Genomic DNA, 19,185 nt, shown 5'->3' with positions numbered 1-19,185 from the left:
TATCGTTGCTCCAGCGCTCAGTTAAAAGCACAGCCGAACCTGCCGCTCGCGTTAGGACAGCAAGGACAGCGATGCCCCCCAACACCACCGCCTCCACGGGTCAGCAGCCCGGCAAGTCCGGCAGGAGAAAAGGGCGCAAAGCCCGTCTCATCGTGCTCGTCCTGGTGCTGGCCCTCATCGGGGGCGTCGCCTTCGCCGGGTACTGGACCGTCAGTACCGTCCGGGCGTCCTTCCCGCAGACCAAGGGCAGCCTCACGCTGAAGGGCCTGTCGGGACCCGTCGAGGTCAAGCGCGACGCCTACGGCATCCCGCAGATCTACGCCTCCTCGGACGCCGACCTGTTCATGGCGCAGGGCTTCGTCCAGGCCCAGGACCGCTTCTACGAGATGGACGTCCGCCGCCACATGGCCGCCGGGCGCCTGTCCGAGATGTTCGGCAAGAGCCAGCTCGACAACGACGAGTTCCTGCGCACGCTCGGCTGGGACCGGGTCGCCAAGGAGGAGTACGACACCAAGCTGTCGGCCGCCGCGAAGAAGCACCTCCAGGCCTACTCCGCGGGAGTCAACGCCTACCTCCAGGGCAAGGAGGGCGAGGACATCTCCCTGGAGTACGCGGCGCTGGGCTTCACCAACGACTACAAGCCGCAGCGGTGGACCCCGGTCGACTCGGTCTCCTGGCTGAAGGCGATGGCCTGGGACCTGCGCGGCAACATGCAGGACGAGATCGACCGCGCCCTGCTGACCAGCCGCCTCGGCCCGAAGCAGATCGCCGACCTGTACCCGCGCTACCCGTACGGCCGGAACAAGGCGATAGTGCAGGAGGGCGCCTACAGCCAGATCGCTGAGGCGTACGAGCAGGGCGGCACGACCGGCGCCGCGGGAGCCGACGGCACCGGCGGTACCAGTGGCACCGAGGGGGCATCCGGCGCCTCCGGCGCGAACGGCACCGCAGGTGCGTCCACCGGCACCCCGGGCACGGCGGGAGCCGGCGGGACCGCCGCGGGCACGTCCGGCGCCTCGGGTCTGAACAGCCAGCTCACCGGCCTCACCAAGGTCCTCGAAGACCTCCCGCCGGCCGTGGGCGTGAACGGCGACGGCATCGGCTCCAACTCGTGGGTCGTCGGCGGGCGGCACACCATCACCGGCAAGCCGCTGCTGGCCAACGACCCGCACCTGGGCCCCTCGCTGCCGTCCGTCTGGTACCAGATGGGCCTGCACTGCCGCAGCGTCTCCAGCGCCTGCCAGTACGACGTCACGGGCTACACCTTCGCCGGCATGCCCGGGGTGATAATCGGTCACAACCAGGACATCTCCTGGGGCATGACCAACTCCGGCGTCGACGTCACGGACCTCTACCTGGAGAAGATCACCGGCGAGGGCTACCTCTACGACGGCAAGGTCAGGCCCTTCGAGACCCGCGAGGAGACCATCAAGGTCGCCGGCGGGCCGTCCAAGAAGATCGTGGTCCGCACGACCAACAACGGGCCGCTGCTCTCCGACCGCGCCGAGGACCTCGTGAAGGTCGGCAAGAAGGCCACCGTCGACACGGCCGCCCCCGACCGCGGCGACGGCTACGGCGTCGCCCTGCGCTGGACCGCCCTCGACCCGGGCACCACCATGGACGCCGTCTTCGCCATGAACCGCGCGAAGGGCTGGAGCGACTTCCGCAAGGCCGCCGCCCTGTTCGAGGTGCCCTCGCAGAACCTGATCTACGCCGACACCGAGAACAACATCGGCTACTCGCTGCCCGGCAGGATCCCCACCCGCGCGAAGGCCCACGACGGGTCCGTCCCGGCACCCGGCTGGGACTCCGACTACCGGTGGACGGGATACCTCCCGCAGGGGGCGCTGCCCTACGAGTACAACCCGGAGCGCGGCTACATCGTCACCGCCAACCAGGCCGTGATCGACCCGGACCGCTACCCGTACACGCTCACCGCGGACTGGGGCTACGGCACGCGCAGCCAGCGGATCACCGACCTGATCCAGTCGAAGATCAAGGACGGCGGCAAGATCTCCACGGACGACATGCGCCAGATGCAGCTGGACAACAGCAGCGAGGTCGCACGGCTGCTGGTGCCCACGCTGCTGAAGATCGACACCGGCGACCAGGACGTGCGCGAGGCGCAGAAGCTGCTGGAGGGCTGGGACTACACCCAGGACGCCGACTCCGCGGCCGCCGCGTACTTCAACGCCGTCTGGCGCAACGTCCTCAAGCTCGCCTTCGGCAACAAGCTGCCCAAGGAGGTGCGGCCCAAGGGCCAGTGCCTCATGGTCGAGCCGGTCAACACCACCGGTCCCGCCGACGAGGCGGAGAAGGTGCGCGAGTGCGGCCAGCGCGAACCCGACCAGGCGCAGCCGGACGGCGGCGACCGCTGGTTCGAGGTGGTCCGGGCGCTCATGGACCAGCCGGACAGCGACTGGTGGAAGACACCCGAGGCGGGCACCCGTCCCGCGGCCGCCGACCGCGACCAGTTGTTCCGGCGCGCCCTGATCGACGCCCGCTGGGAGCTGACCGCCAAGCTCGGCAAGGACATCGACTCCTGGAGCTGGGGCCGGCTGCACCGCCTGTTCCTGAAGAACCAGACCCTCGGCACCGCGGGCCCCGGCTTCCTGCAGTACGCCCTCAACCGCGGCCCCTGGGAGCTCAGCGGCGGCGAGGCGACGGTCAACGCGACCGGCTGGAACGCCGCCGGCGGCTTCGGGGTGGTGTGGGTGCCGTCCATGCGGATGGTGGTGAACCTCGGCGACCTGGACAAGTCCCGCTGGATCAACCTCAGCGGCGCCTCCGGGCACGCCTACAGCGCCCACTACGTCGACCAGACGGACAAGTGGGCCGACGGCGAACTGCTGCCGTGGTCCTTCTCGGACCGGGCGGTCGAGAACGGCACCTCCGACAAGCTGGTGCTCAGGCCGTGAGCCGCTGAGCCCCGCACCTGAAAGACGGCCCTCCACGCGCGCGTGGAGGGCCGTTTCCGCGTCAGGAGTCCTGGCGGAACCGCCGTACACCCGACGGGGTCACCACGGCGTGCACCGGCCGGTCGTGCGCCTCCTCCGGGACGTGCCCGACGACCTCGGAGTCGTACAGCAGCACCACCAGCGCCGGATCCGCCCCCGCCCGCTCCAGCCGCGCCAGCACCCGGTCGTAGGAGCCGCCGCCGCGCCCCAGCCGCATCCCGCGCGCGTCGACCGCGAGACCGGGCAGCAGCACGGCGTCCGCCGCCGTCACCGCGTCCGGCCCGAGGCGCTCGCCCGCGGGCTCCAGGAGCGCCATCCTGCCGCCGTGCCGGACCCGCGCCAGCGAGCCCTCGCCCTCGTACAGGCCCCAGTCCAGGTCGTTGTCGGGCAGCAGCACCGGAAGCAGCACGCGCACGCCCCGGGCGCGCAGCGCGTCGAGGAGCGCGAGCGTCCCGGGTTCACTCCCCACCGAGACATATGCGGCGACCGTGCCGGCCCGTCCCAACTCGGGCAGCTCCAGCGCCCGCGCGGCCAGTGCGGTGGATGTTTCCCGCAGGTCATCCGCCGTCAACCTGCTTCTCACCGCGAGGAGTCCCTGTCGCAACGTGCGCTTGTCAGGCTCGCCCGGACGTGCGATATGCCTCAATGGTTGCTCCCGTACCGTCCTAATACGCTCATATGAGTCCCTATGAACCGGAGCCGCAGATTCCATCCAAAGGCACCGGATAAGGTGGCGGCCATGACACAGTCCCACCCTCGGATCAGCAAGGCTGTCATCCCCGCAGCAGGCCTCGGCACCCGGTTCCTGCCGGCCACCAAGGCCACTCCCAAGGAGATGCTGCCGGTCGTCGACAAGCCGGCTATCCAGTACGTGGTCGAGGAGGCCGTCGCCGCGGGTCTGGACGACGTCCTCATGGTGACGGGCCGCAACAAGCGCCCCCTCGAGGACCACTTCGACCGCAACTACGAGCTGGAATCCGCCCTGATGAAGAAGGGCGACGAGAGCCGCCTCGCCAAGGTGCAGGAATCCAGCGACCTCGCGACCATCCACTACGTCCGCCAGGGCGACCCCAAGGGCCTCGGCCACGCCGTCCTGTGCGCCGCCCCGCACGTCGGCGACGAGCCCTTCGCGGTCCTCCTCGGCGACGACCTGATCGACCCCCGTGACCCGCTGCTGCGGCGCATGGTCGAGGTCCAGGAGCAGCACGGCGGCAGCGTCGTCGCGCTGATGGAGGTCGCCCCGGAACAGATCCACCTCTACGGCTGCGCCGCCGTGGAGAACACCGAGGACAGCGACGTCGTCAAGGTCGGCGGCCTGGTCGAGAAGCCCGACCCGGCCGACGCCCCGTCCCACTACGCCGTCATCGGCCGCTACGTCCTCGACCCGCACATCTTCGACATACTGCGCCGGACCGAGCCGGGCCGCGGCGGCGAGATCCAGCTCACCGACGCCCTCCAGCAGCTCGCCGAGGACGAGAAGATCGGCGGCCCGGTGCACGGCGTCGTCTTCAAGGGCCGCCGCTATGACACCGGCGACCGCGGCGACTACCTGCGTGCCATTGTCCGACTCGCGTGCGAACGTGAAGACCTGGGCCCGGACTTCCGGACCTGGCTTCGCAGTTACGTAGCCGAGGAGATGTAGCACGTTGAGCAGCGCCGCGACCCGCGTCACCGGCCAGGACCACTCCGGCCCCGACCACCTGTGGTCGGTGGACGAGCACCTGGAGGACATCCTCGCCACCGTCCGCCCCCTGGAACCGATCGAACTGCACCTCCTCGACGCCCAGGGCTGCGTCCTGGTCGACGACGTCACCGTGCCGGTGTCCCTGCCGCCGTTCGACAACAGCTCCATGGACGGCTACGCGGTACGGGTCGCGGACGTGGCGGGCGCGAGCGAGCAGTACCCGGCGGCCCTGGAGGTCGTCGGGGACGTCGCCGCGGGCCAGGCCGAGCCGCTCCACGTCGGGCCCGGCCAGGCCGCCCGCATCATGACCGGCGCCCCGCTGCCGCCCGGCGCCGAGACGGTCGTGCCCGTCGAGTGGACCGACGGCGGACTCGGCGAGGGCCCGGTGCGCGGCATGCGCGCCCGCAGCCTCGCCCCCGAGGGCGCCACCGGCCATGTGCACGTGTACCGCCCGGCCGAGGCCCGGGCGCACGTCCGCGCCAAGGGCAGCGACGTGAAGGCCGGCGACCGCGCCCTGGAGGCGGGCACGGTCCTCGGCCCGCCGCAGATCGCCCTGCTCGCCGCGATCGGCCGCGGCACCGTACGCGTGCGCCCGCGCCCGCGCGTGGTGGTGCTCTCCACCGGCAGCGAACTCGTCCAGCCCGACACGGAACTGGGCACGGGTCAGATCTACGACTCCAACAGCTTCGCCCTGACCGCCGCCGCCCGCGACGCCGGCGCCCTCGCCTACCGCGTGGGCGCCGTCGCCGACGACGCCGACACCCTGCGCTCCACCATCGAGGACCAGCTGGTCCGCGCCGACCTGATGGTCACCACCGGCGGCGTGAGCGTCGGCGCCTACGACGTGGTCAAGGAGGCGCTGTCCCACGTCGGCGACGAGGACGAGCCCGGCAGCGGCGTGGAGTTCCGCAAGCTGGCCATGCAGCCCGGCAAGCCCCAGGGCTTCGGCTCCATCGGCCCCGACCACACCCCGCTGCTGGCCCTGCCCGGCAACCCGGTGTCGTCGTACGTCTCCTTCGAGCTGTTCGCCCGCCCGGCGATCCGCAGGCTCATGGGCCTGGAGGACGTGCACCGCCCGACGACCCGGGCGACCCTGGCCGCGGAGCGGGCGCTGACCTCCCCGAAGGGCCGCCGCCAGTTCCTGCGCGGCAGATACGCCGGCGGCAGGGTCACACCGGTCGGCGGCGCCGGCTCCCACCTGGTCGCGGCCCTCGCCCACGCCGACGCGCTGATCGTCGTCCCCGAGGACACCGAGTCCGTCGCGCCGGGCACCGAGGTAGAGGTGGTCCTGCTCGGCCGATAGCCGCTGGTTGCGGGTACCGTGTCGCGCACAGCAGGCCCGTGCGCCGCACCGCGACGGGCCCGGACCGGGAGCGCCACACAGCATGAGCACGCAGCACCCACCCCCGCAGGACCGGCTGACGCACCTCGACGAGGCGGGCGCCGCCCGCATGGTCGACGTGTCGGACAAGGACGTGACCGCGCGCACCGCCCGCGCCAGCGGCCGCGTCCTCGTCTCACCCCGCGTGATCGAGCTGCTGCGCGGCGAGGGCGTCCCCAAGGGCGACGCCCTCGCGACCGCGCGCATCGCCGGGATCATGGGCGCCAAACGCACTCCCGACCTGATCCCGCTCTGTCACCCCCTGGCGGTCTCCGGTGTGAAACTGGACCTGTCGGTCGCGGACGACGCCGTGGAGATCCGGGCCACCGTGAAGACGACGGACCGCACGGGTGTCGAGATGGAGGCGCTCACCGCGGTCTCCGTCGCCGCGCTCACCGTGATCGACATGGTCAAGGCGGTCGACAAGGGAGCGGTCATCACGGACGTGCGGGTCGAGGAGAAGACGGGCGGCAAGTCGGGCGACTGGAGCCGGGCATGACCCATCGCGCTCTCGTCGTCACCGCCTCCAACCGGGCCGCCGCCGGGATCTACGAGGACAAGGGCGGCCCGCTGATCGCCCACGGCCTGACAAGCCTCGGCTTCGAGGTCGACGGCCCGCAGGTCGTGCCCGACGGCGACCCCGTGGAGGCTGCCCTGCGCGCCGGTGCCGAGGCCGGCTACGACGTCATCGTCACCACGGGCGGCACGGGCATCTCGCCCACCGACCGCACCCCCGAGGCGACCCGCCGGGTGATCGACCACGAGGTGCCGGGCATCGCCGAGGCCATCCGGGCGTTCGGCCGGGAGAAGGTGCCGACGGCGGCGCTCTCCCGGGGCCTGGCCGGCGTCGCGGGCCGGACACTGATCGTCAACCTGCCCGGCTCCACCGGGGGCGTGAAGGACGGCCTGGCCGTCCTGGAGCCGCTGCTCGTGCACGCCGTCGAGCAGCTGCGCGGCGGCGACCACCCCCGGCCCGGCAGTGGGGGTGCGAGCTGAACAGCCCATCGTGGCCCGTCGAGCTCGTGGACGGCGACGTCGTCCTGAGGCCGATAAAGCTGCGCGACCAGCGGGCGTGGCGCGAGGTCAACCGGCGCAACCGCGACTGGCTGCGCCCCTGGGAGGCGACCATCCCGCCGCCCACGCCCGGCGGGCCGATCGCCCACCGCCCGACCTTCCGCCAGATGGTGCGCCATCTGAGGTCGGAGGCGAACGCCGGCCGGATGCTGCCCTTCGTCATCGAGTACCAGGGGCGGCTGGTCGGCCAGTTGACGGTCGCCGGGATCACCTGGGGCTCGATGTGCTCGGGGCACGTCGGTTACTGGGTGGACGAGGAGGTGGCCGGGCGGGGGGTGATGCCCACGGCGGTGGCGCTGGTCGTGGACCACTGTTTCCGCACGGTCGGGCTGCACCGCGTCGAGGTCTGCATTCGCCCCGAGAACGCGCCGAGCCGGCGGGTCGTGGAGAAACTCGGATTCCGCGAGGAGGGACTGCGGCCGCGTTATCTCCACATCGACGGGGCCTGGCGGGACCATCTCGTGTTCGCGCTCACGGCGGAGGAGGTGCCGGACGGCTTGCTCCGGCGCTGGCACCGGTCGCGGTCGCAGAGTAATCCGGGAATGCGGAACCGCCCCGGAAATTGAATATATGTTCGAAATTGATCGGCGGGTGACCGTCTTGAGGCGATGAATTCCCGGCCTCGACGGTGTGCTGATCGCATCCATCACAAAAAAAGTTCGAAATATCAGCCAGATCGTGCGACACACCGGCTCAATTGGCGGATGGCCTCCGGCAAACCCCTCTACGGTGTGAGACGTGAGCAGCAGCGGCCTCATCTACGCAGTCATCGTCGGGGCCTGGGCCGCCTACTTGGTGCCGATGTGGCTCCGTAGGCAGGACGAGCTGAACGAGGCCCGTCCGACGGAACGCTTCAGCACCGCCATCCGGCTGCTGTCCGGAAGGGCGGGCATGGAGCGCCGGTACGCCAAGGACCTGCAGGCGCGCTCCGCCGAAGAGGGGGAGCGGGACGCCGACGACCCGGACGCCACCGAATCGGTGGACGTCCGGGCCTTCGCCGTGTCCAAGACCCGTCCGCAGACCCAGGTGCCCGTCCCGTCGCCCGGGCCCGAGCAGCCGGCCCGTCCGGCACCCGCCCCGGACCCGGCGCGTGCCGAACAGGGCCCGGGCCGTGTGCCCGCGGCCCGGCGCACGTCGCCGCAAGCCCAGGCGGCCGCAGCGCGGGCCCGGCGCTCGAAGGTGCTCGCGCGCCGCCGGCGCACCACCACCATGCTCTTCCTCGCCTTCACCCTCGGCGCGATCGTCGCCGCGGTCGGCGGTCTGACGTTCCTGTGGGCGCCCGGCGTGCCCGCCGTGATGCTCAGCGTGTACATCGGGTACCTGCGCGCGCAGGAGCGCCGCCGCTTCGCCTACCAGATGGACCGCCGCCGGGCCGAGGTCGCCGCCCAGCGGCTGCGGGAGCGGCAGCGCCAGCCCCGTCGGCGTCCGCAGGCCGAGGAGGAGGCCGACGAGGTGGAGGAGGGGACCGAGCCGGTGACCGACCCCGGCCTGTCGGCCCTCGCGGCGGACCGGCGCGCGCTCGTCGAGCAGACCGACCACGCCGAGTGGGTCGACCAGCAGCGCGAGCGGCAGCGCCGGCCCGGCCAGGGCGACAGCTGGGACCCGGTGCCGGTGCCCCTGCCGACGTACGTGACCGCCCCGGTCGCTCCGCGGGCCGCCGGCGACATCGACCTCGGCGCCCCCGACACCTGGAGCTCGGCCCGGTCGAGCACCGTCACCCCGGACGCCGACGCCGACGCCGACGCCGAACCCGGCCCGGCGGACCCGGCCGAGCCGGGGTCCGACGGGCAGGAGAGGGCCGACGACGACGGGCGCTGTGACGCCCGCCGCGCGGCCTCCGCGCGGCGGGCCCGCGAGCGCGGCCGCACGCCGCTGTTCGACCAGTACGAGGACGGGGACCGGCCCCGGGCCGCGAACGAGTAGAGCCACGAAGCCGCAGGTGACCGCCCCTCGGGAACGGATTTCCAAGCAGGCCGATCGGGGTGCTAGAGTTTCACTCGTTGCAAGGGCCTGTGGCGCAGTCCGGTAGCGCACCTCGTTCGCATCGAGGGGGCCAGGGGTTCAAATCCCCTCAGGTCCACGCAGCTTCGAGCCCCTGTCGGCGAAAGCCGACAGGGGCTCTGCTCTGTTCGCAGGGCCCCCGCCCGGCCCTTCGGCCCGTCAGAGGCGCTTGGCGTAGCAGCGGCTGGTCTCGTAGAAGCGGTAGTACCCGAACTTGGCGCACGGCTCGTAGCCGCTGGACGTGTACAGGGCGATGGCCTCCGGCTGCTTGGTGCCGGTCTCCAGGACCATCCGGGCGCGGCCCGCCTGCCGGGCGTCCTCCTCCAGGGCGGCCAGGATGCGGCGGGCCAGGCCCCGGCCGCGCATCTGGTCCACCACGTACATGCGCTTCACCTCGGCGTCGCCGTCCAGGTTCCCCTCCTCGTTGGCGTCCTGCGCGCGCCAGCCGCCCGAGGCGACCGGGGAGCCGTGCTCGTCGTACGCGATCAGGTAGGTGCCGTTCGGCGGCCGGAAGTCCGAGGCGGCCATGGGCGTGGCGTCGCCGTCGTCGCCGTAGCGGACGGCGTACTCGGCCTGGACCTGGTCGTTGAGCTTCACGGCGTCGGGGTGGTCGAAGGGGACCCGGCGTATGTACATGCTGGCTACCGTATATCGATTCAGTGAGGGAGCGGGACCTTGTCCAGTGTGCCGGTATCGTGCCGGGGTGCTCACTGTGACCTCTGTGAATGTGAACGGGCTGCGGGCCGCCGCGAAGAAGGGCTTCGTGGAGTGGCTGGCCGGGACCGACGCCGACGTGCTGTGCCTGCAGGAGGTGCGCGCCGAGCCGGAGCAGCTGCCCGAGCACGTCCGCGCGCCCGAGGGGTGGCATGTGGTGCACGCCCCCGCCGCCGCCAAGGGGCGGGCCGGGGTCTCGCTGTACAGCCGGCGTGAGCCCGAGCGGGTGCGGATCGGATTCGGCTCCGCCGAGTTCGACACCGCCGGACGGTACGTGGAGGCGGACCTCCCGGGCGTCACCGTCGCCTCCCTCTACCTGCCCTCCGGCGAGGTCGGCACCGAGCGGCAGGACGAGAAGGAGCGCTTCATGGGCGAGTTCCTCGCCTACCTGAAGGAGCTGCGCGAACGGTCCGCCGCCGAGGGGCGCGAGGTGCTCGTCTGCGGCGACTGGAACATCGCCCACCGGCAGGCGGACCTGAAGAACTGGCGCGGCAACGCCAAGAGCTCCGGCTTCCTGCCCGAGGAGCGGGAGTGGCTGACCCGCGTACTCGCCCCGGCCGACGGCGGCTACGTCGACGTCATGCGGGCGCTGCACCCGGACGTCGAGGGACCGTACTCGTGGTGGTCGTACCGGGGGCGGGCGTTCGACAACGACACAGGCTGGCGCATCGACTACCACATGGCCACTCCCGGACTGGCCGGGCGGGCGGTGAAGGGGTTCGTGGAGCGGGCCGCCACGCATGCCGAGCGCTGGTCGGACCACGCGCCGGTGACCGTCGTCTACGAGCGCTAGGGCGCCGGCCGTCAGGGCCTGCGCATCCTGCGGTCCAGCGCCAGCGACAGCTCCGCCTCCACCACGCTGCGGGCCAGGGGGCGCAGGCGGGGCAGGTCGGTGGCGGAGGCGTGGCGGAGGACCAGGTCGGTGAAGAGGTCGGCGAGGGCGTCCGCGTGGGAGCGGACCTGTTTGGCCGCGCCGAGGACCTCGGCGAGCGGGATGCCCTCGCGGACCAGGGCCGAGGAGACGTCCAGGAGGCGGCGGCTGATGTGGACGATCTCGCCGCCGTCGGTGCCGAGGTAGCCGAGGTCCATGGCCGCGGCGAGGTTCTCGGGGGTGGCCTCGCCGGCGAAGTGGTCGGCGAGTTCCTCGGGGGTGAGGTGGACCGGCTCCTCCTCGGTGGGGGCGCCGACGCCGAGGAGGTCGCCGACGTCGCGGCCGTGGTCGAAGGCCTCCGCCAGTTCCGCGATGCCGCTGAGGGTGTGGCCGCGCTCCAGCAGGGCCGTGATGGTGCGCAGCCGGGCCAGGTGGTCGTCGTCGTACCAGGCGATGCGGCCCTCGCGGCGGGGTGGCGGGATCAGTTTGCGCTCCCGGTAGAAACGCAGGGTGCGCACTGTGATCCCGGCGAGGCGGGCCAGCTCTTCCATGCGGTATTCACGCTTCTCGGCCACTTGGGCACCTTAAGGCGTACCGCGGGTAACTTCCTCGTCCCGCCCCCTACCCATCGGTATGGGCTCTGCCCTACTCTCCCATTGCGCCAGTGTTCACTGGCGCGGTTCTCGTGGTGTGTGGAGGTGTCGGCATGGGCGAGCGCGAACGCGAGCACGTACGGGTCGCGGTGGTCGGGTCCGGGTTCGGCGGGCTGGGGGCCGCCGTGCGGCTCCGCCGGGAGGGGGTCACCGACTTCGTCGTCCTGGAGCGGGCGAGCAGCGTCGGCGGTACCTGGCGGGACAACAGCTACCCGGGCTGCGCGTGTGACGTGCCGTCGCATCTGTACTCGTTCTCCTTCGCGCCCAACCCCGACTGGCCGCGCACCTTCTCCGGGCAGGAGCACATCCGCGCCTACCTGGAGCACGTGACGGACACGTTCCGGCTGCGCCCGCACATCCGCTTCGACTCGGAGGTGAAGCGGATGAGCTGGAACGCCGAGCGGCTGTGCTGGGACATCGAGACCAGCAGCGGGGACCTCTCCGCCGACCTCGTCGTGTCGGCCACCGGGCCGCTGTCCGATCCCAAGGTGCCGGACATCCCCGGCCTGGACACCTTCCCCGGGAAGGTCTTCCACTCGGCCCGCTGGGACCACGACTACGACCTGCGCGGCAAGCGCGTCGCCATGGTGGGCACCGGCGCCTCGGCCATCCAGATCGTGCCGTCGATCCAGCCGGACGTCTCCCGGCTCACCCTCTTCCAGCGCACCCCGCCGTGGGTCATGCCCCGTGTCGACCGGGCCATCAGCGGCGCCGAGCGGTGGCTGCACCGGCAGCTGCCGGTCACCTCGCAGATGCGGCGCGGACTGCTGTGGGGCATCAGGGAGTTGCAGGTCCAGGCGTTCACCAAGCGGCCGAACGAGCTCGGCTTCGTCGAGCAGCTGGCCAAGCGCAACATGGCCCGCGCCATCAAGGACCCGGCGCTGCGGGCCAGGCTCACCCCGGACTACCGCATCGGCTGCAAGCGGATCCTGCTGTCCAGCACCTACTACCCGGCGCTCGCGCAGCCCAATGTGGACGTCGTCGCCAGCGGCCTGGCCGAGGTGCGCGGCTCGACCCTCGTCGCCGCCGACGGCAGCGAGGCCGAGGTGGACGCGATCGTCTTCGGCACCGGCTTCCACGTCACCGACATGCCCATCGCCGACCGGGTCGTGGGCGCCGACGGACGGACCCTCGCGGAGACCTGGAAGGGCGGCATGGAGGCCCTGCGCGGCGCCTCCGCGGCCGGCTTCCCCAACTGGATGACGATCATCGGGCCGAACACCGGCCTCGGGAACTCCTCGATGATCCTCATGATCGAGTCCCAGCTGAACTACCTCGCCGACTACGTCCGCCAGCTCGACGTCCTCGGCGGCCGCGTCGCCCTCGACGCCCTGCCGAGCGCGGTGCGGGCCTGGAACCACCGGGTGCAGGAGCGCATGAAGCGCACGGTGTGGAACACCGGCGGCTGCACGAGCTGGTACCTCGACGCCAGCGGCCGCAACACCACCATCTGGCCCGGCACGACGGCCGAGTTCCGGCGGGCCACGCGGCGGGTCGACCTCGCGGAGTACGACGTGCTGCGGCCCCCCGCCGCGCCGTCGTCCGGGAAAAGGAGCGCGACGAAGGCGGAGGTGGACGCGTGAGCCGCCTCCTGCACGTCGGCTCCGGCCCCTACGCCCCGCCCGCCCCGGCCCGGGAACTGACCGCCGTCTCCGCCGACGGCGCCCGGCTGCACGTCGAGATCCACGGCCCCGAGGGCGCCCCCGCCGTGGTGCTCGCCCACGGCTGGACCTGCTCCACGGCCTTCTGGGCGGCCCAGATCCGCGCACTGGCCACCGACCACCGCGTCATCGCCTACGACCAGCGCGGCCACGGGCGCAGTCCCGCGCACCCGGCGTGCAGCACCGACGCCCTCGCCGACGACCTGGAAGCCGTCCTCGGCGCCGCCCTCGCCCCCGGCGAACAGGCCGTGATCGCCGGGCACTCCATGGGCGGCATGACCGTCATGGCGGCCTCCGCCCGGGCCGGTTTCCGGGCGCACGCCGCCGCCGTCCTGCTGTGCAGCACGGGCAGTTCGCAGCTCGTCGCGGCCTCCACCGTCCTGCCGATGCGGCCCGGGCGGCTGCGCACCTGGCTGACCCGGCGGGTCCTCGGCTCGCGCGCCCCCCTCGGACCGGTGACGCCGCTGGCCCGCCGGATCCTCAAGTACGCCACCATGGGCCCCGGTTCCGCCCCGCACATGGTCGAGGCCTGCGCCCGCATCGTGCACGCCTGCCCGCGCGCGGTCCGCCACACCTGGTCGAACGTGCTGGACCTGCTCGATCTCGACCACGCCGTACGGGAGTTGCGGGTGCCCACGGTCGTGATCGCCGGTACGGCGGACCGGCTGACGCCGCCGGTGCACGCCCGGGCCCTGGCCGCGGCGCTGCCGCAGTGCGCCGGGCTCGTCGAGCTGCCCGGCATCGGCCACATGACACCGGTGGAGGCGCCCGAGCTGGTCACCGGGAAGATACGGGAACTCGTCCACGCACACATCCGGGTCGTCACCGAGGAGAGCGCATGAGCAGGGTCAGCCTCGAAGGCAGGGTCGCCGTGGTGACCGGGGCGGCGCGCGGCGTCGGGGAGTTGCTCGCCCGCAAGCTCTCCGCACGCGGCGTGAGGGTCGCGCTGGTCGGGCTGGAGCCGGACGCCCTCAAGGAGGTGTCGGCGCGGCTGCACAGCGACAGCGACCACTGGCACGCCGACGTCACCGACCACGTGGCGATGGCCCGGGTCGCCGAGGAGGTCAAGGAGCGCTTCGGCCGGGTCGACATCGTCGTCGCCAACGCCGGTGTGGCGACCGGCGGTCCGTTCACCGAGTCCGACCCGGAGTCCTGGCGGCGGGTGATCGAGGTCAACCTGGTCGGCTCGGCGGTGACCGCCCGCGCCTTCCTGCCCATGCTGCTGGACAGCCGCGGATACCTGCTGCAGATCGCTTCCCTCGCGGCGATCACCCCGGCGCCCATGATGTCCGCGTACTGCGCGTCCAAGTCGGGCGTGGAGGCGTACGCGCACAGCCTGCGCGCCGAGGTCGGGTACCGGGGCGTGAAGGTCGGCGTCGGCTATCTGTCGTGGACCGACACCGACATGGTGCGCGGGGCCGACCAGGACGACGTCATGCGGGAGTTGCGGCAGCGGCTGCCCTGGCCGTCCAACAAGACCTATCCGCTGGGACCGGCCGTGGACCGGCTCGTGGCCGGGATCGAGCGGCGGTCGAGCCATGTGTACGGGCAGTGGTGGCTGCGCGGCATGCAGGGCGTGCGGGGTTACCTGCCCGCGGTCATCGGGACGGTCGGGCAGCGCGAGATGCGGCGGTTCGCGGACCGGCTGACGGGCGTCCGCACGGGCCTGGTCGGGGCCGGGGGAGCGGCCGACGAGCAGCAGCGCACTACGCTCCGTGAGTGATCGACATGCGCAGCGTCACGGCCCGTGTGAATCTGAACGAGCCAGATCCCCTCACCCCCAACGGGAGTGAACCCACATGGGTATGAAGGACCAGTTCCAGGAGAAGTCCGAGCAGTGGCAGAACCAGGCCCGTCAGAAGGCGGACCAGGCTCGCGACCAGATGCCGGGCCGCAGCCGCCGGCGTGACGAGGACATGGACCCCTCGCAGCCGCAGCGGGACCGCGAGCGCGAGCGTGAGCGTGAGCGCGAGCAGGAGGACCGCTTCGACCAGGACTTCGACGCCTGACGTTGCGTGCTGAAGGGAAGGGGTGTCCCGCGCGGGGACACCCCTTCCCCCGCGTTCTCCCGCCCTGAGCTCCCGCGCCCGGTCAGGGCCGCGGCGGGAGCTTCGGGCGGGAGCGGTCGGGCACGTCGCCGCGGGCCGGGGGCGTCGCCGGCGGGTCGGTCTCCAGCAGCCCGAGGGCCAGTTCCACCGCGTCGGCCAGCTGGGCGTGCCGCCCCTCCGCCCAGTCCAGCGGGGTGCGCAGCACGTCGATGTCCGGGGCGACGCCGTGGTTCTCCACGGACCAGCCGTAGGCGTCGAACCAGGCGGCGTTCATCGGCACCGTGATCACCGTGCCGTCGCCCAGTTCGTGACGGCCCGTCATGCCGACCACCCCGCCCCAGGTGCGCTGCCCGACCACCGGTCCCAGCTTCAGCAGCTTGAACGCGGCGGTGATCATGTCGCCGTCGGAGGAGGTCGCCTCGTCGGCCAGGGCCACCACCGGGCCCCGCGGCGCGTTCGAGGTGTACGACACCGGCTGGGCGTCGCGGGTCAGGTCCCAGCCCAGTACGGTGCGGCTCAGTGTCTCGATGACCAGCTCGCTGATGTGGCCGCCGGCGTTGCCGCGCACGTCCACGATCAGCGCCGGGCGGGACACCTCCATGCGCAGGTCGCGGTTGAACTGCGCCCAGCCGGAGCCGCCCATGTCCGGGATGTGCAGATAGCCGCAGCGTCCGCCGCTCAGCTCCCGCACCACCGCACGGCGTTTGGCCACCCAGTCCTGGTAGCGCAGCGGCCGTTCGTCGACCAGCGGGACGACCGCGACCCGCCGGGGCGGCCCCTCACCGCCGGCGGGGGAGAAGGTCAGCTCCACCGTCGTCCCGCCCGCACCGGCCAGCAGCGGGTACGGGCCCGCGTCCGGATCGACCGGGCGGCCGTCGACGTGGGTGAGGACCGCGCCCTCCCGGATGCCCGTACCGGCCAGCGGGGAGCGGGCCTTGGAGTCGGAGGAGTCGCCGGGCAGGATCCGCCGGACCGTCCAGCCGCCGTCCCGGCGCGTGAAGTTGGCGCCCAACAGCCCCTGCCGGCGCTGGTAGTGCGGCGGGCCCTCGTTGCGCCGGGCGGCGGTGACGTAGGCGTGGGACGTGCCCAGCTCGCCCAGCACCTCGCGCAGCAGGTCCGCGAACTCGTCCGGGGACGCCACCCGTTCGACGAGCGGACGGTACTGGTCCAGCACCGCGTCCCAGTCGATGCCGCACATGCCCGGGTCCCAGAAGTAGGCCCGGATCAGCCGCCCGGCCTCGTCGTAGGCCTGCCGCCACTGGGCCGCCGGGTCGACCGTGTGCAGGATGCGGCGGGCGTCGATCCACACCGTCGAGTCGGCGTCGCCCGGCTCGGTCGCCGGCACCGCGCGCAGTTCGCCCTCGTCGACGAGCACCAGGCGGCTGCCGTCGCCGCTGACCGCGAACCAGTCGATGTGCTGGGCGAGTTCGGTCCTCCTCGCCTTGGTGACGGCGAAGTGCTCCAGGGTCGGGCGGCCGCTGGTGTCGTCCGGGCTGGCGAACGTCTCGCCCAGCGCGCCCGAGATCGGCCAGCGCAGCCATACCAGTCCGCCGCCCGCCACCGGGTGCAGCGCCGAGTACTTGGAGGCGGCCACCGGGAAGGGCGTGACCCGGCTCCCCAGGCCCTCGACCTCGACGGTGACGGCGCCGTTCTCCCCGTTCTCCTCGTCCTCCACCGGATCCAGGCCCCCGGCGGCCGGACGGCCCTCGGGGTTCACCGCGAACGGGGAGGGGGTCGCGGAGGACAGCGGCACGAGGTACGGGCGGCAGCCCAGCGGGAAGGACAGGTCGCCGGTGTGCACGTCGTAGACGGGGTCGAAGCCGCGCCAGGACAGGAAGGCGAGGTAGCGGCCGTCGCGGGTGAAGACGGGGTTCTCGTCCTCGAAGCGGCCGTCGGTGACGTCGACGACCAGCCGGTCGCCGTCCGCCGCCGCGAGCCGGGCCATCTTGATCTGCCGCAGCGTGCGCCCGATGCCCGGGTGCGACCAGGTCAGCCACGCCCCGTCCGGGGAGAACGCGAGGTCCCGGACCGGGCCGTTGGCCGACCTGATCAGCTCGGTGACCTCCCCTGAGGCCTCCTCGCCCACGTCGACCAGCAGCAGCCGCCCGTCGTGCGCGGCGACCGCCAGGCGTTCGCCCTCGGGGTCCGACACCAGCTCGCGCACCCGGCCCAGCGCCCCCGCGGCCAGCCGGCGGGGCGCGCGGGCGCCGCTCGCCCGGGGCAGGAAGGCGATCTCGATCGCGTCCTCGCCCTCCGCGTCCGTCACGTACGCCACCCGCCCGCTCGCGCCGAGCATCTCCGGCAGCCGCACCCGGACGCCCGGGGTGTCGGCGAGGGCGCGGGCCGGGCCGTCCCGGTGGGTGAGCCAGTACAGGCTGCCGCGCACGACGACCGCTCCGGCCCGGCCGGTCTCGTCGACCGAGACGCCGTCGAGGTGCTGTGTGGCCGCCACCTGGTAGGGGCGGCGCCCGGCGCGCGGGCCGTTCAGCCGGACGTCCAGCCGGCGCGGCACGGAGTCCGGGGACAGGTCGTCCACCAGCCACAGGTCGCCCGCGCACTGGTACACCACCCGGGTGCCGTCGCTGGCGGCGTGCCGGGCGTAGAAGGCGTCGTGGTCGGTGTGGCGGCGCAGGCCGGAGCCGTCGTGGGCGCAGGAGTAGAGGTTGCCGACGCCCTCGTGGTCGGAGAGGAACGCGATCCGGCCGCCCACGAACATGGGGGAGTGCAGATGGCCGCCGAGGCCCTCGAGGAGCCGTTCGCCGTGCAGCCAGAGGCGGCCCGTGGCGCCGCCCCGGTAGCGCTTCCAGGCGGCCGGTTCGTGCGGCGGGGTGCCGGTGAGCAGCAGGGACCTGCGCTCCCCCGCCAGGTCGGCGACCTGGATGTCGGAGACCGGGCCCCAGGGCAGTTTGCGGCCCGGGTCGCCGTCGGGGGAGACCTTGTAGGCCCAGGTGAAGTACGAGAAGGGCTCGCCGTGCGAGGCCACGGCCAGGATCTCGCCGTCCGGGGTCCAGCCGCAGACCCGGGTGTCGGCGCTGCCCCAGTGGCTCACCTGCCGGGCCGGGCCGCCGTCCACGGGGGCGAGATGGACCTCGGGCGCCAGGCTGCGCCAGCTGGTGAAGGCGAGGTGGCGGCCGTCGGGCGAGAAACGCGGGTGACCCACCTTGGTGCGGTCGGCGGTGAGCCGCCAGGCGCGTCCGGGGCCGTCGAGCGGGGCCAGCCAGAGGTCGTCCTCGGCCACGAAGCAGAGCAGGTCGTCATGGAGGTGCGGCAGACGCAGATAGGTCACGTCCTCATGCTTTGCCGGGGGACGGGGCGCAGCAAGTCAGGACAAACCGGCGAACGTGACCCAGCACACGTACGAAACCGTTTCGTTTCTATGAGACCTGCGCTACCTTCGTGACGTACGAAACCGTGTCGTTCGGAGCAGGAAGGTGAGAGGGATGGCCGAGGTCGCCGCGGCGCGTCGCAGTCGGATCACCCCCGAGCGCGAGGCCGAGCTGTACGACGCCGTCCTCGACCTGCTCCGCGAGGTCGGCTACGACGCCCTCACCATGGACGCCGTGGCCGCCCGCACCCGGTCCAGCAAGGCCACGCTCTACCGCCAGTGGGGCGGCAAGGCCCAGCTGGTCGTGAAGGCGCTCCGCCACAACAAGCCGGTGCAGAACTTCGACGAGATCGACACCGGCACCCTGCGCGGCGACTTCCACGCCCTCCTGGGGCGCGCGGACGACGCCCAGATGGAGCAGAACGGCGCGCTGATGCGCGGCCTGGCCGTGGCGATGCACGCCAACCCGGACCTGCACAGCGAGTTCAAGAGCCAGATCATCGAGCCGGAGATCGCGGACTCGCGCCGCCTCCTGCAGCGCGCCGTCGACCGCGGCGAGATCGCGGCGGACTGCCCCGCGCTGGAGTTCGTGGTGCACATGCTGCTCGGCGCCTTCGTCACCTGCGCGGTCCTGGAGGACAAGCCCCCGACGGCGGCCTTCCTCACCTCGTACATCGACGCCGTGGTCCTCCCCGCCCTCGGCGTCCCCACCACCGAGTAGTCCCCCTCGGCTAGCCCCTACCTGACGTCTCCGCTCACGTCGTCGGGCTGATCACCCCTGCCCCGAAGACCCACGACCTGACCGGGAGTACGCCC

Annotated in this window: 17 protein-coding genes and 1 tRNA gene; 14 read left to right on the top strand and 4 right to left on the bottom strand. The window is 72.5% G+C overall.

All coding sequences use genetic code 11. The features are described 5' to 3' along the window. Window positions 1-71: 71 nt before the first annotated feature. Entirely contained in the window at window positions 72-2,918 is a 2,847-nt protein-coding gene (locus tag ABZY20_RS13305) for a penicillin acylase family protein (protein ID WP_356440954.1), read from the top strand. Window positions 2,919-2,979: 61 nt separating this feature from the next. Here the strand turns inward: ABZY20_RS13305 and ABZY20_RS13300 are convergent, their stop codons facing one another. After that, a complete protein-coding gene (locus ABZY20_RS13300; RefSeq protein ID WP_356440951.1) occupies window positions 2,980-3,603 on the bottom strand; it encodes a 5-formyltetrahydrofolate cyclo-ligase in 624 nt (207 codons plus the stop codon). Between the two features lie 93 nt (window positions 3,604-3,696). On the opposite strand from ABZY20_RS13300, the gene galU reads away from it, so the two are divergent. From galU to ABZY20_RS13265, 7 genes are all read left to right on the top strand, one after another. Further along, window positions 3,697-4,599: a UTP--glucose-1-phosphate uridylyltransferase GalU gene (gene galU / locus ABZY20_RS13295; protein WP_356440948.1), complete on the top strand. Its 903-nt coding sequence runs from the start codon at window positions 3,697-3,699 to the stop codon at window positions 4,597-4,599. Window positions 4,600-4,603: 4 nt separating this feature from the next. Further along, window positions 4,604-5,944, top strand: a complete 1,341-nt coding sequence (glp, locus tag ABZY20_RS13290; RefSeq protein WP_356440945.1) for a gephyrin-like molybdotransferase Glp — start codon at window positions 4,604-4,606, stop codon at window positions 5,942-5,944. Between the two features lie 82 nt (window positions 5,945-6,026). Beyond that, window positions 6,027-6,521, top strand: a complete 495-nt coding sequence (gene moaC / locus ABZY20_RS13285; protein WP_356440942.1) for a cyclic pyranopterin monophosphate synthase MoaC — start codon at window positions 6,027-6,029, stop codon at window positions 6,519-6,521. Beyond that, on the top strand, window positions 6,518-7,018 hold the full coding sequence (locus tag ABZY20_RS13280) for a MogA/MoaB family molybdenum cofactor biosynthesis protein (RefSeq protein ID WP_356440940.1): 501 nt from the start codon (window positions 6,518-6,520) through the stop codon (window positions 7,016-7,018). The genes moaC and ABZY20_RS13280 overlap by 4 nt, the downstream gene beginning before the upstream one ends. Window positions 7,019-7,044: 26 nt before the next feature. Beyond that, on the top strand, window positions 7,045-7,662 hold the full coding sequence (locus ABZY20_RS13275) for a GNAT family protein (protein ID WP_356440937.1): 618 nt from the start codon (window positions 7,045-7,047) through the stop codon (window positions 7,660-7,662). 172 nt (window positions 7,663-7,834) lie between these two features. Continuing rightward, on the top strand, window positions 7,835-9,019 hold the full coding sequence (gene glpR, locus ABZY20_RS13270; protein ID WP_356440934.1) for a gephyrin-like molybdotransferase receptor GlpR: 1,185 nt from the start codon (window positions 7,835-7,837) through the stop codon (window positions 9,017-9,019). A gap of 83 nt (window positions 9,020-9,102) precedes the next feature. Further along, window positions 9,103-9,176: transfer RNA gene (locus ABZY20_RS13265), tRNA-Ala, on the top strand. Between the two features lie 80 nt (window positions 9,177-9,256). Here the strand turns inward: ABZY20_RS13265 and ABZY20_RS13260 are convergent. Then, window positions 9,257-9,733, bottom strand: coding sequence for a GNAT family N-acetyltransferase (locus ABZY20_RS13260; protein WP_356440931.1), 477 nt, complete (start codon window positions 9,731-9,733; stop codon window positions 9,257-9,259). A gap of 67 nt (window positions 9,734-9,800) precedes the next feature. Between ABZY20_RS13260 and xth the strand changes: the two genes are divergently transcribed. Further along, window positions 9,801-10,604 carry an exodeoxyribonuclease III gene (gene xth, locus ABZY20_RS13255; RefSeq protein ID WP_356440928.1) on the top strand — a complete coding sequence of 268 codons (804 nt, stop codon included), beginning with the start codon at window positions 9,801-9,803 and terminating at the stop codon, window positions 10,602-10,604. A gap of 11 nt (window positions 10,605-10,615) precedes the next feature. Here the strand turns inward: xth and ABZY20_RS13250 are convergent, their stop codons facing one another. Next, window positions 10,616-11,257, bottom strand: a complete 642-nt coding sequence (locus tag ABZY20_RS13250; RefSeq protein WP_356440926.1) for a MerR family transcriptional regulator — start codon at window positions 11,255-11,257, stop codon at window positions 10,616-10,618. Between the two features lie 131 nt (window positions 11,258-11,388). Between ABZY20_RS13250 and ABZY20_RS13245 the strand changes: the two genes are divergently transcribed. The 4 genes from ABZY20_RS13245 (at window position 11,389) to ABZY20_RS13230 (ending at window position 15,005) form a co-directional block, all read left to right on the top strand. After that, entirely contained in the window at window positions 11,389-12,918 is a 1,530-nt protein-coding gene (locus ABZY20_RS13245) for an NAD(P)/FAD-dependent oxidoreductase (protein ID WP_356440923.1), read from the top strand. Beyond that, window positions 12,915-13,838 carry an alpha/beta hydrolase gene (locus ABZY20_RS13240; protein WP_356440919.1) on the top strand — a complete coding sequence of 308 codons (924 nt, stop codon included), beginning with the start codon at window positions 12,915-12,917 and terminating at the stop codon, window positions 13,836-13,838. Before ABZY20_RS13245 ends, ABZY20_RS13240 begins: the two co-directional genes overlap by 4 nt. Next, on the top strand, window positions 13,835-14,719 hold the full coding sequence (locus tag ABZY20_RS13235) for an SDR family oxidoreductase (RefSeq protein WP_356440916.1): 885 nt from the start codon (window positions 13,835-13,837) through the stop codon (window positions 14,717-14,719). The genes ABZY20_RS13240 and ABZY20_RS13235 overlap by 4 nt, the downstream gene beginning before the upstream one ends. A gap of 76 nt (window positions 14,720-14,795) precedes the next feature. After that, complete coding sequence (locus ABZY20_RS13230; RefSeq protein WP_356440913.1) at window positions 14,796-15,005, top strand: hypothetical protein; 210 nt, start codon at window positions 14,796-14,798, stop codon at window positions 15,003-15,005. 82 nt (window positions 15,006-15,087) lie between these two features. Here ABZY20_RS13230 and ABZY20_RS13225 read toward each other — a convergent pair whose 3' ends face one another. Next, window positions 15,088-18,330: a S41 family peptidase gene (locus ABZY20_RS13225; protein WP_356440910.1), complete on the bottom strand. Its 3,243-nt coding sequence runs from the start codon at window positions 18,328-18,330 to the stop codon at window positions 15,088-15,090. A gap of 154 nt (window positions 18,331-18,484) precedes the next feature. On the opposite strand from ABZY20_RS13225, the gene ABZY20_RS13220 reads away from it, so the two are divergent. Then, on the top strand, window positions 18,485-19,090 hold the full coding sequence (locus ABZY20_RS13220; RefSeq protein ID WP_356440907.1) for a TetR/AcrR family transcriptional regulator: 606 nt from the start codon (window positions 18,485-18,487) through the stop codon (window positions 19,088-19,090). Window positions 19,091-19,185 lie beyond the last annotated feature (95 nt).

Origin of the sequence: Streptomyces sp. NPDC006624, assembly GCF_040611555.1 — a bacterium.
Taxonomy (GTDB): Bacteria; Actinomycetota; Actinomycetes; order Streptomycetales; family Streptomycetaceae; genus Streptomyces.
The sequence above is the reverse complement of the archived record's forward strand: the minus strand, read 5'-3'. Positions and strand labels throughout refer to the sequence as shown.

Excerpts from the sequence above, each read along its gene's own strand:
- ABZY20_RS13305 (WP_356440954.1), top strand. The coding sequence starts at position 72 with ATGCCCCCCAACACCACCGCCTCCACGGGTCAGCAGCCCGGCAAGTCC.
- galU (WP_356440948.1), top strand. The coding sequence starts at position 3,697 with ATGACACAGTCCCACCCTCGGATCAGCAAGGCTGTCATCCCCGCAGCA.
- moaC (WP_356440942.1), top strand. The coding sequence starts at position 6,027 with ATGAGCACGCAGCACCCACCCCCGCAGGACCGGCTGACGCACCTCGAC.
- ABZY20_RS13280 (WP_356440940.1), top strand. The coding sequence starts at position 6,518 with ATGACCCATCGCGCTCTCGTCGTCACCGCCTCCAACCGGGCCGCCGCC.
- ABZY20_RS13260 (WP_356440931.1), bottom strand. The coding sequence starts at position 9,733 with ATGTACATACGCCGGGTCCCCTTCGACCACCCCGACGCCGTGAAGCTC.
- ABZY20_RS13245 (WP_356440923.1), top strand. The coding sequence starts at position 11,389 with ATGGGCGAGCGCGAACGCGAGCACGTACGGGTCGCGGTGGTCGGGTCC.
- ABZY20_RS13235 (WP_356440916.1), top strand. The coding sequence starts at position 13,835 with ATGAGCAGGGTCAGCCTCGAAGGCAGGGTCGCCGTGGTGACCGGGGCG.
- ABZY20_RS13230 (WP_356440913.1), top strand. The coding sequence starts at position 14,796 with ATGGGTATGAAGGACCAGTTCCAGGAGAAGTCCGAGCAGTGGCAGAAC.
- ABZY20_RS13220 (WP_356440907.1), top strand. The coding sequence starts at position 18,485 with ATGGCCGAGGTCGCCGCGGCGCGTCGCAGTCGGATCACCCCCGAGCGC.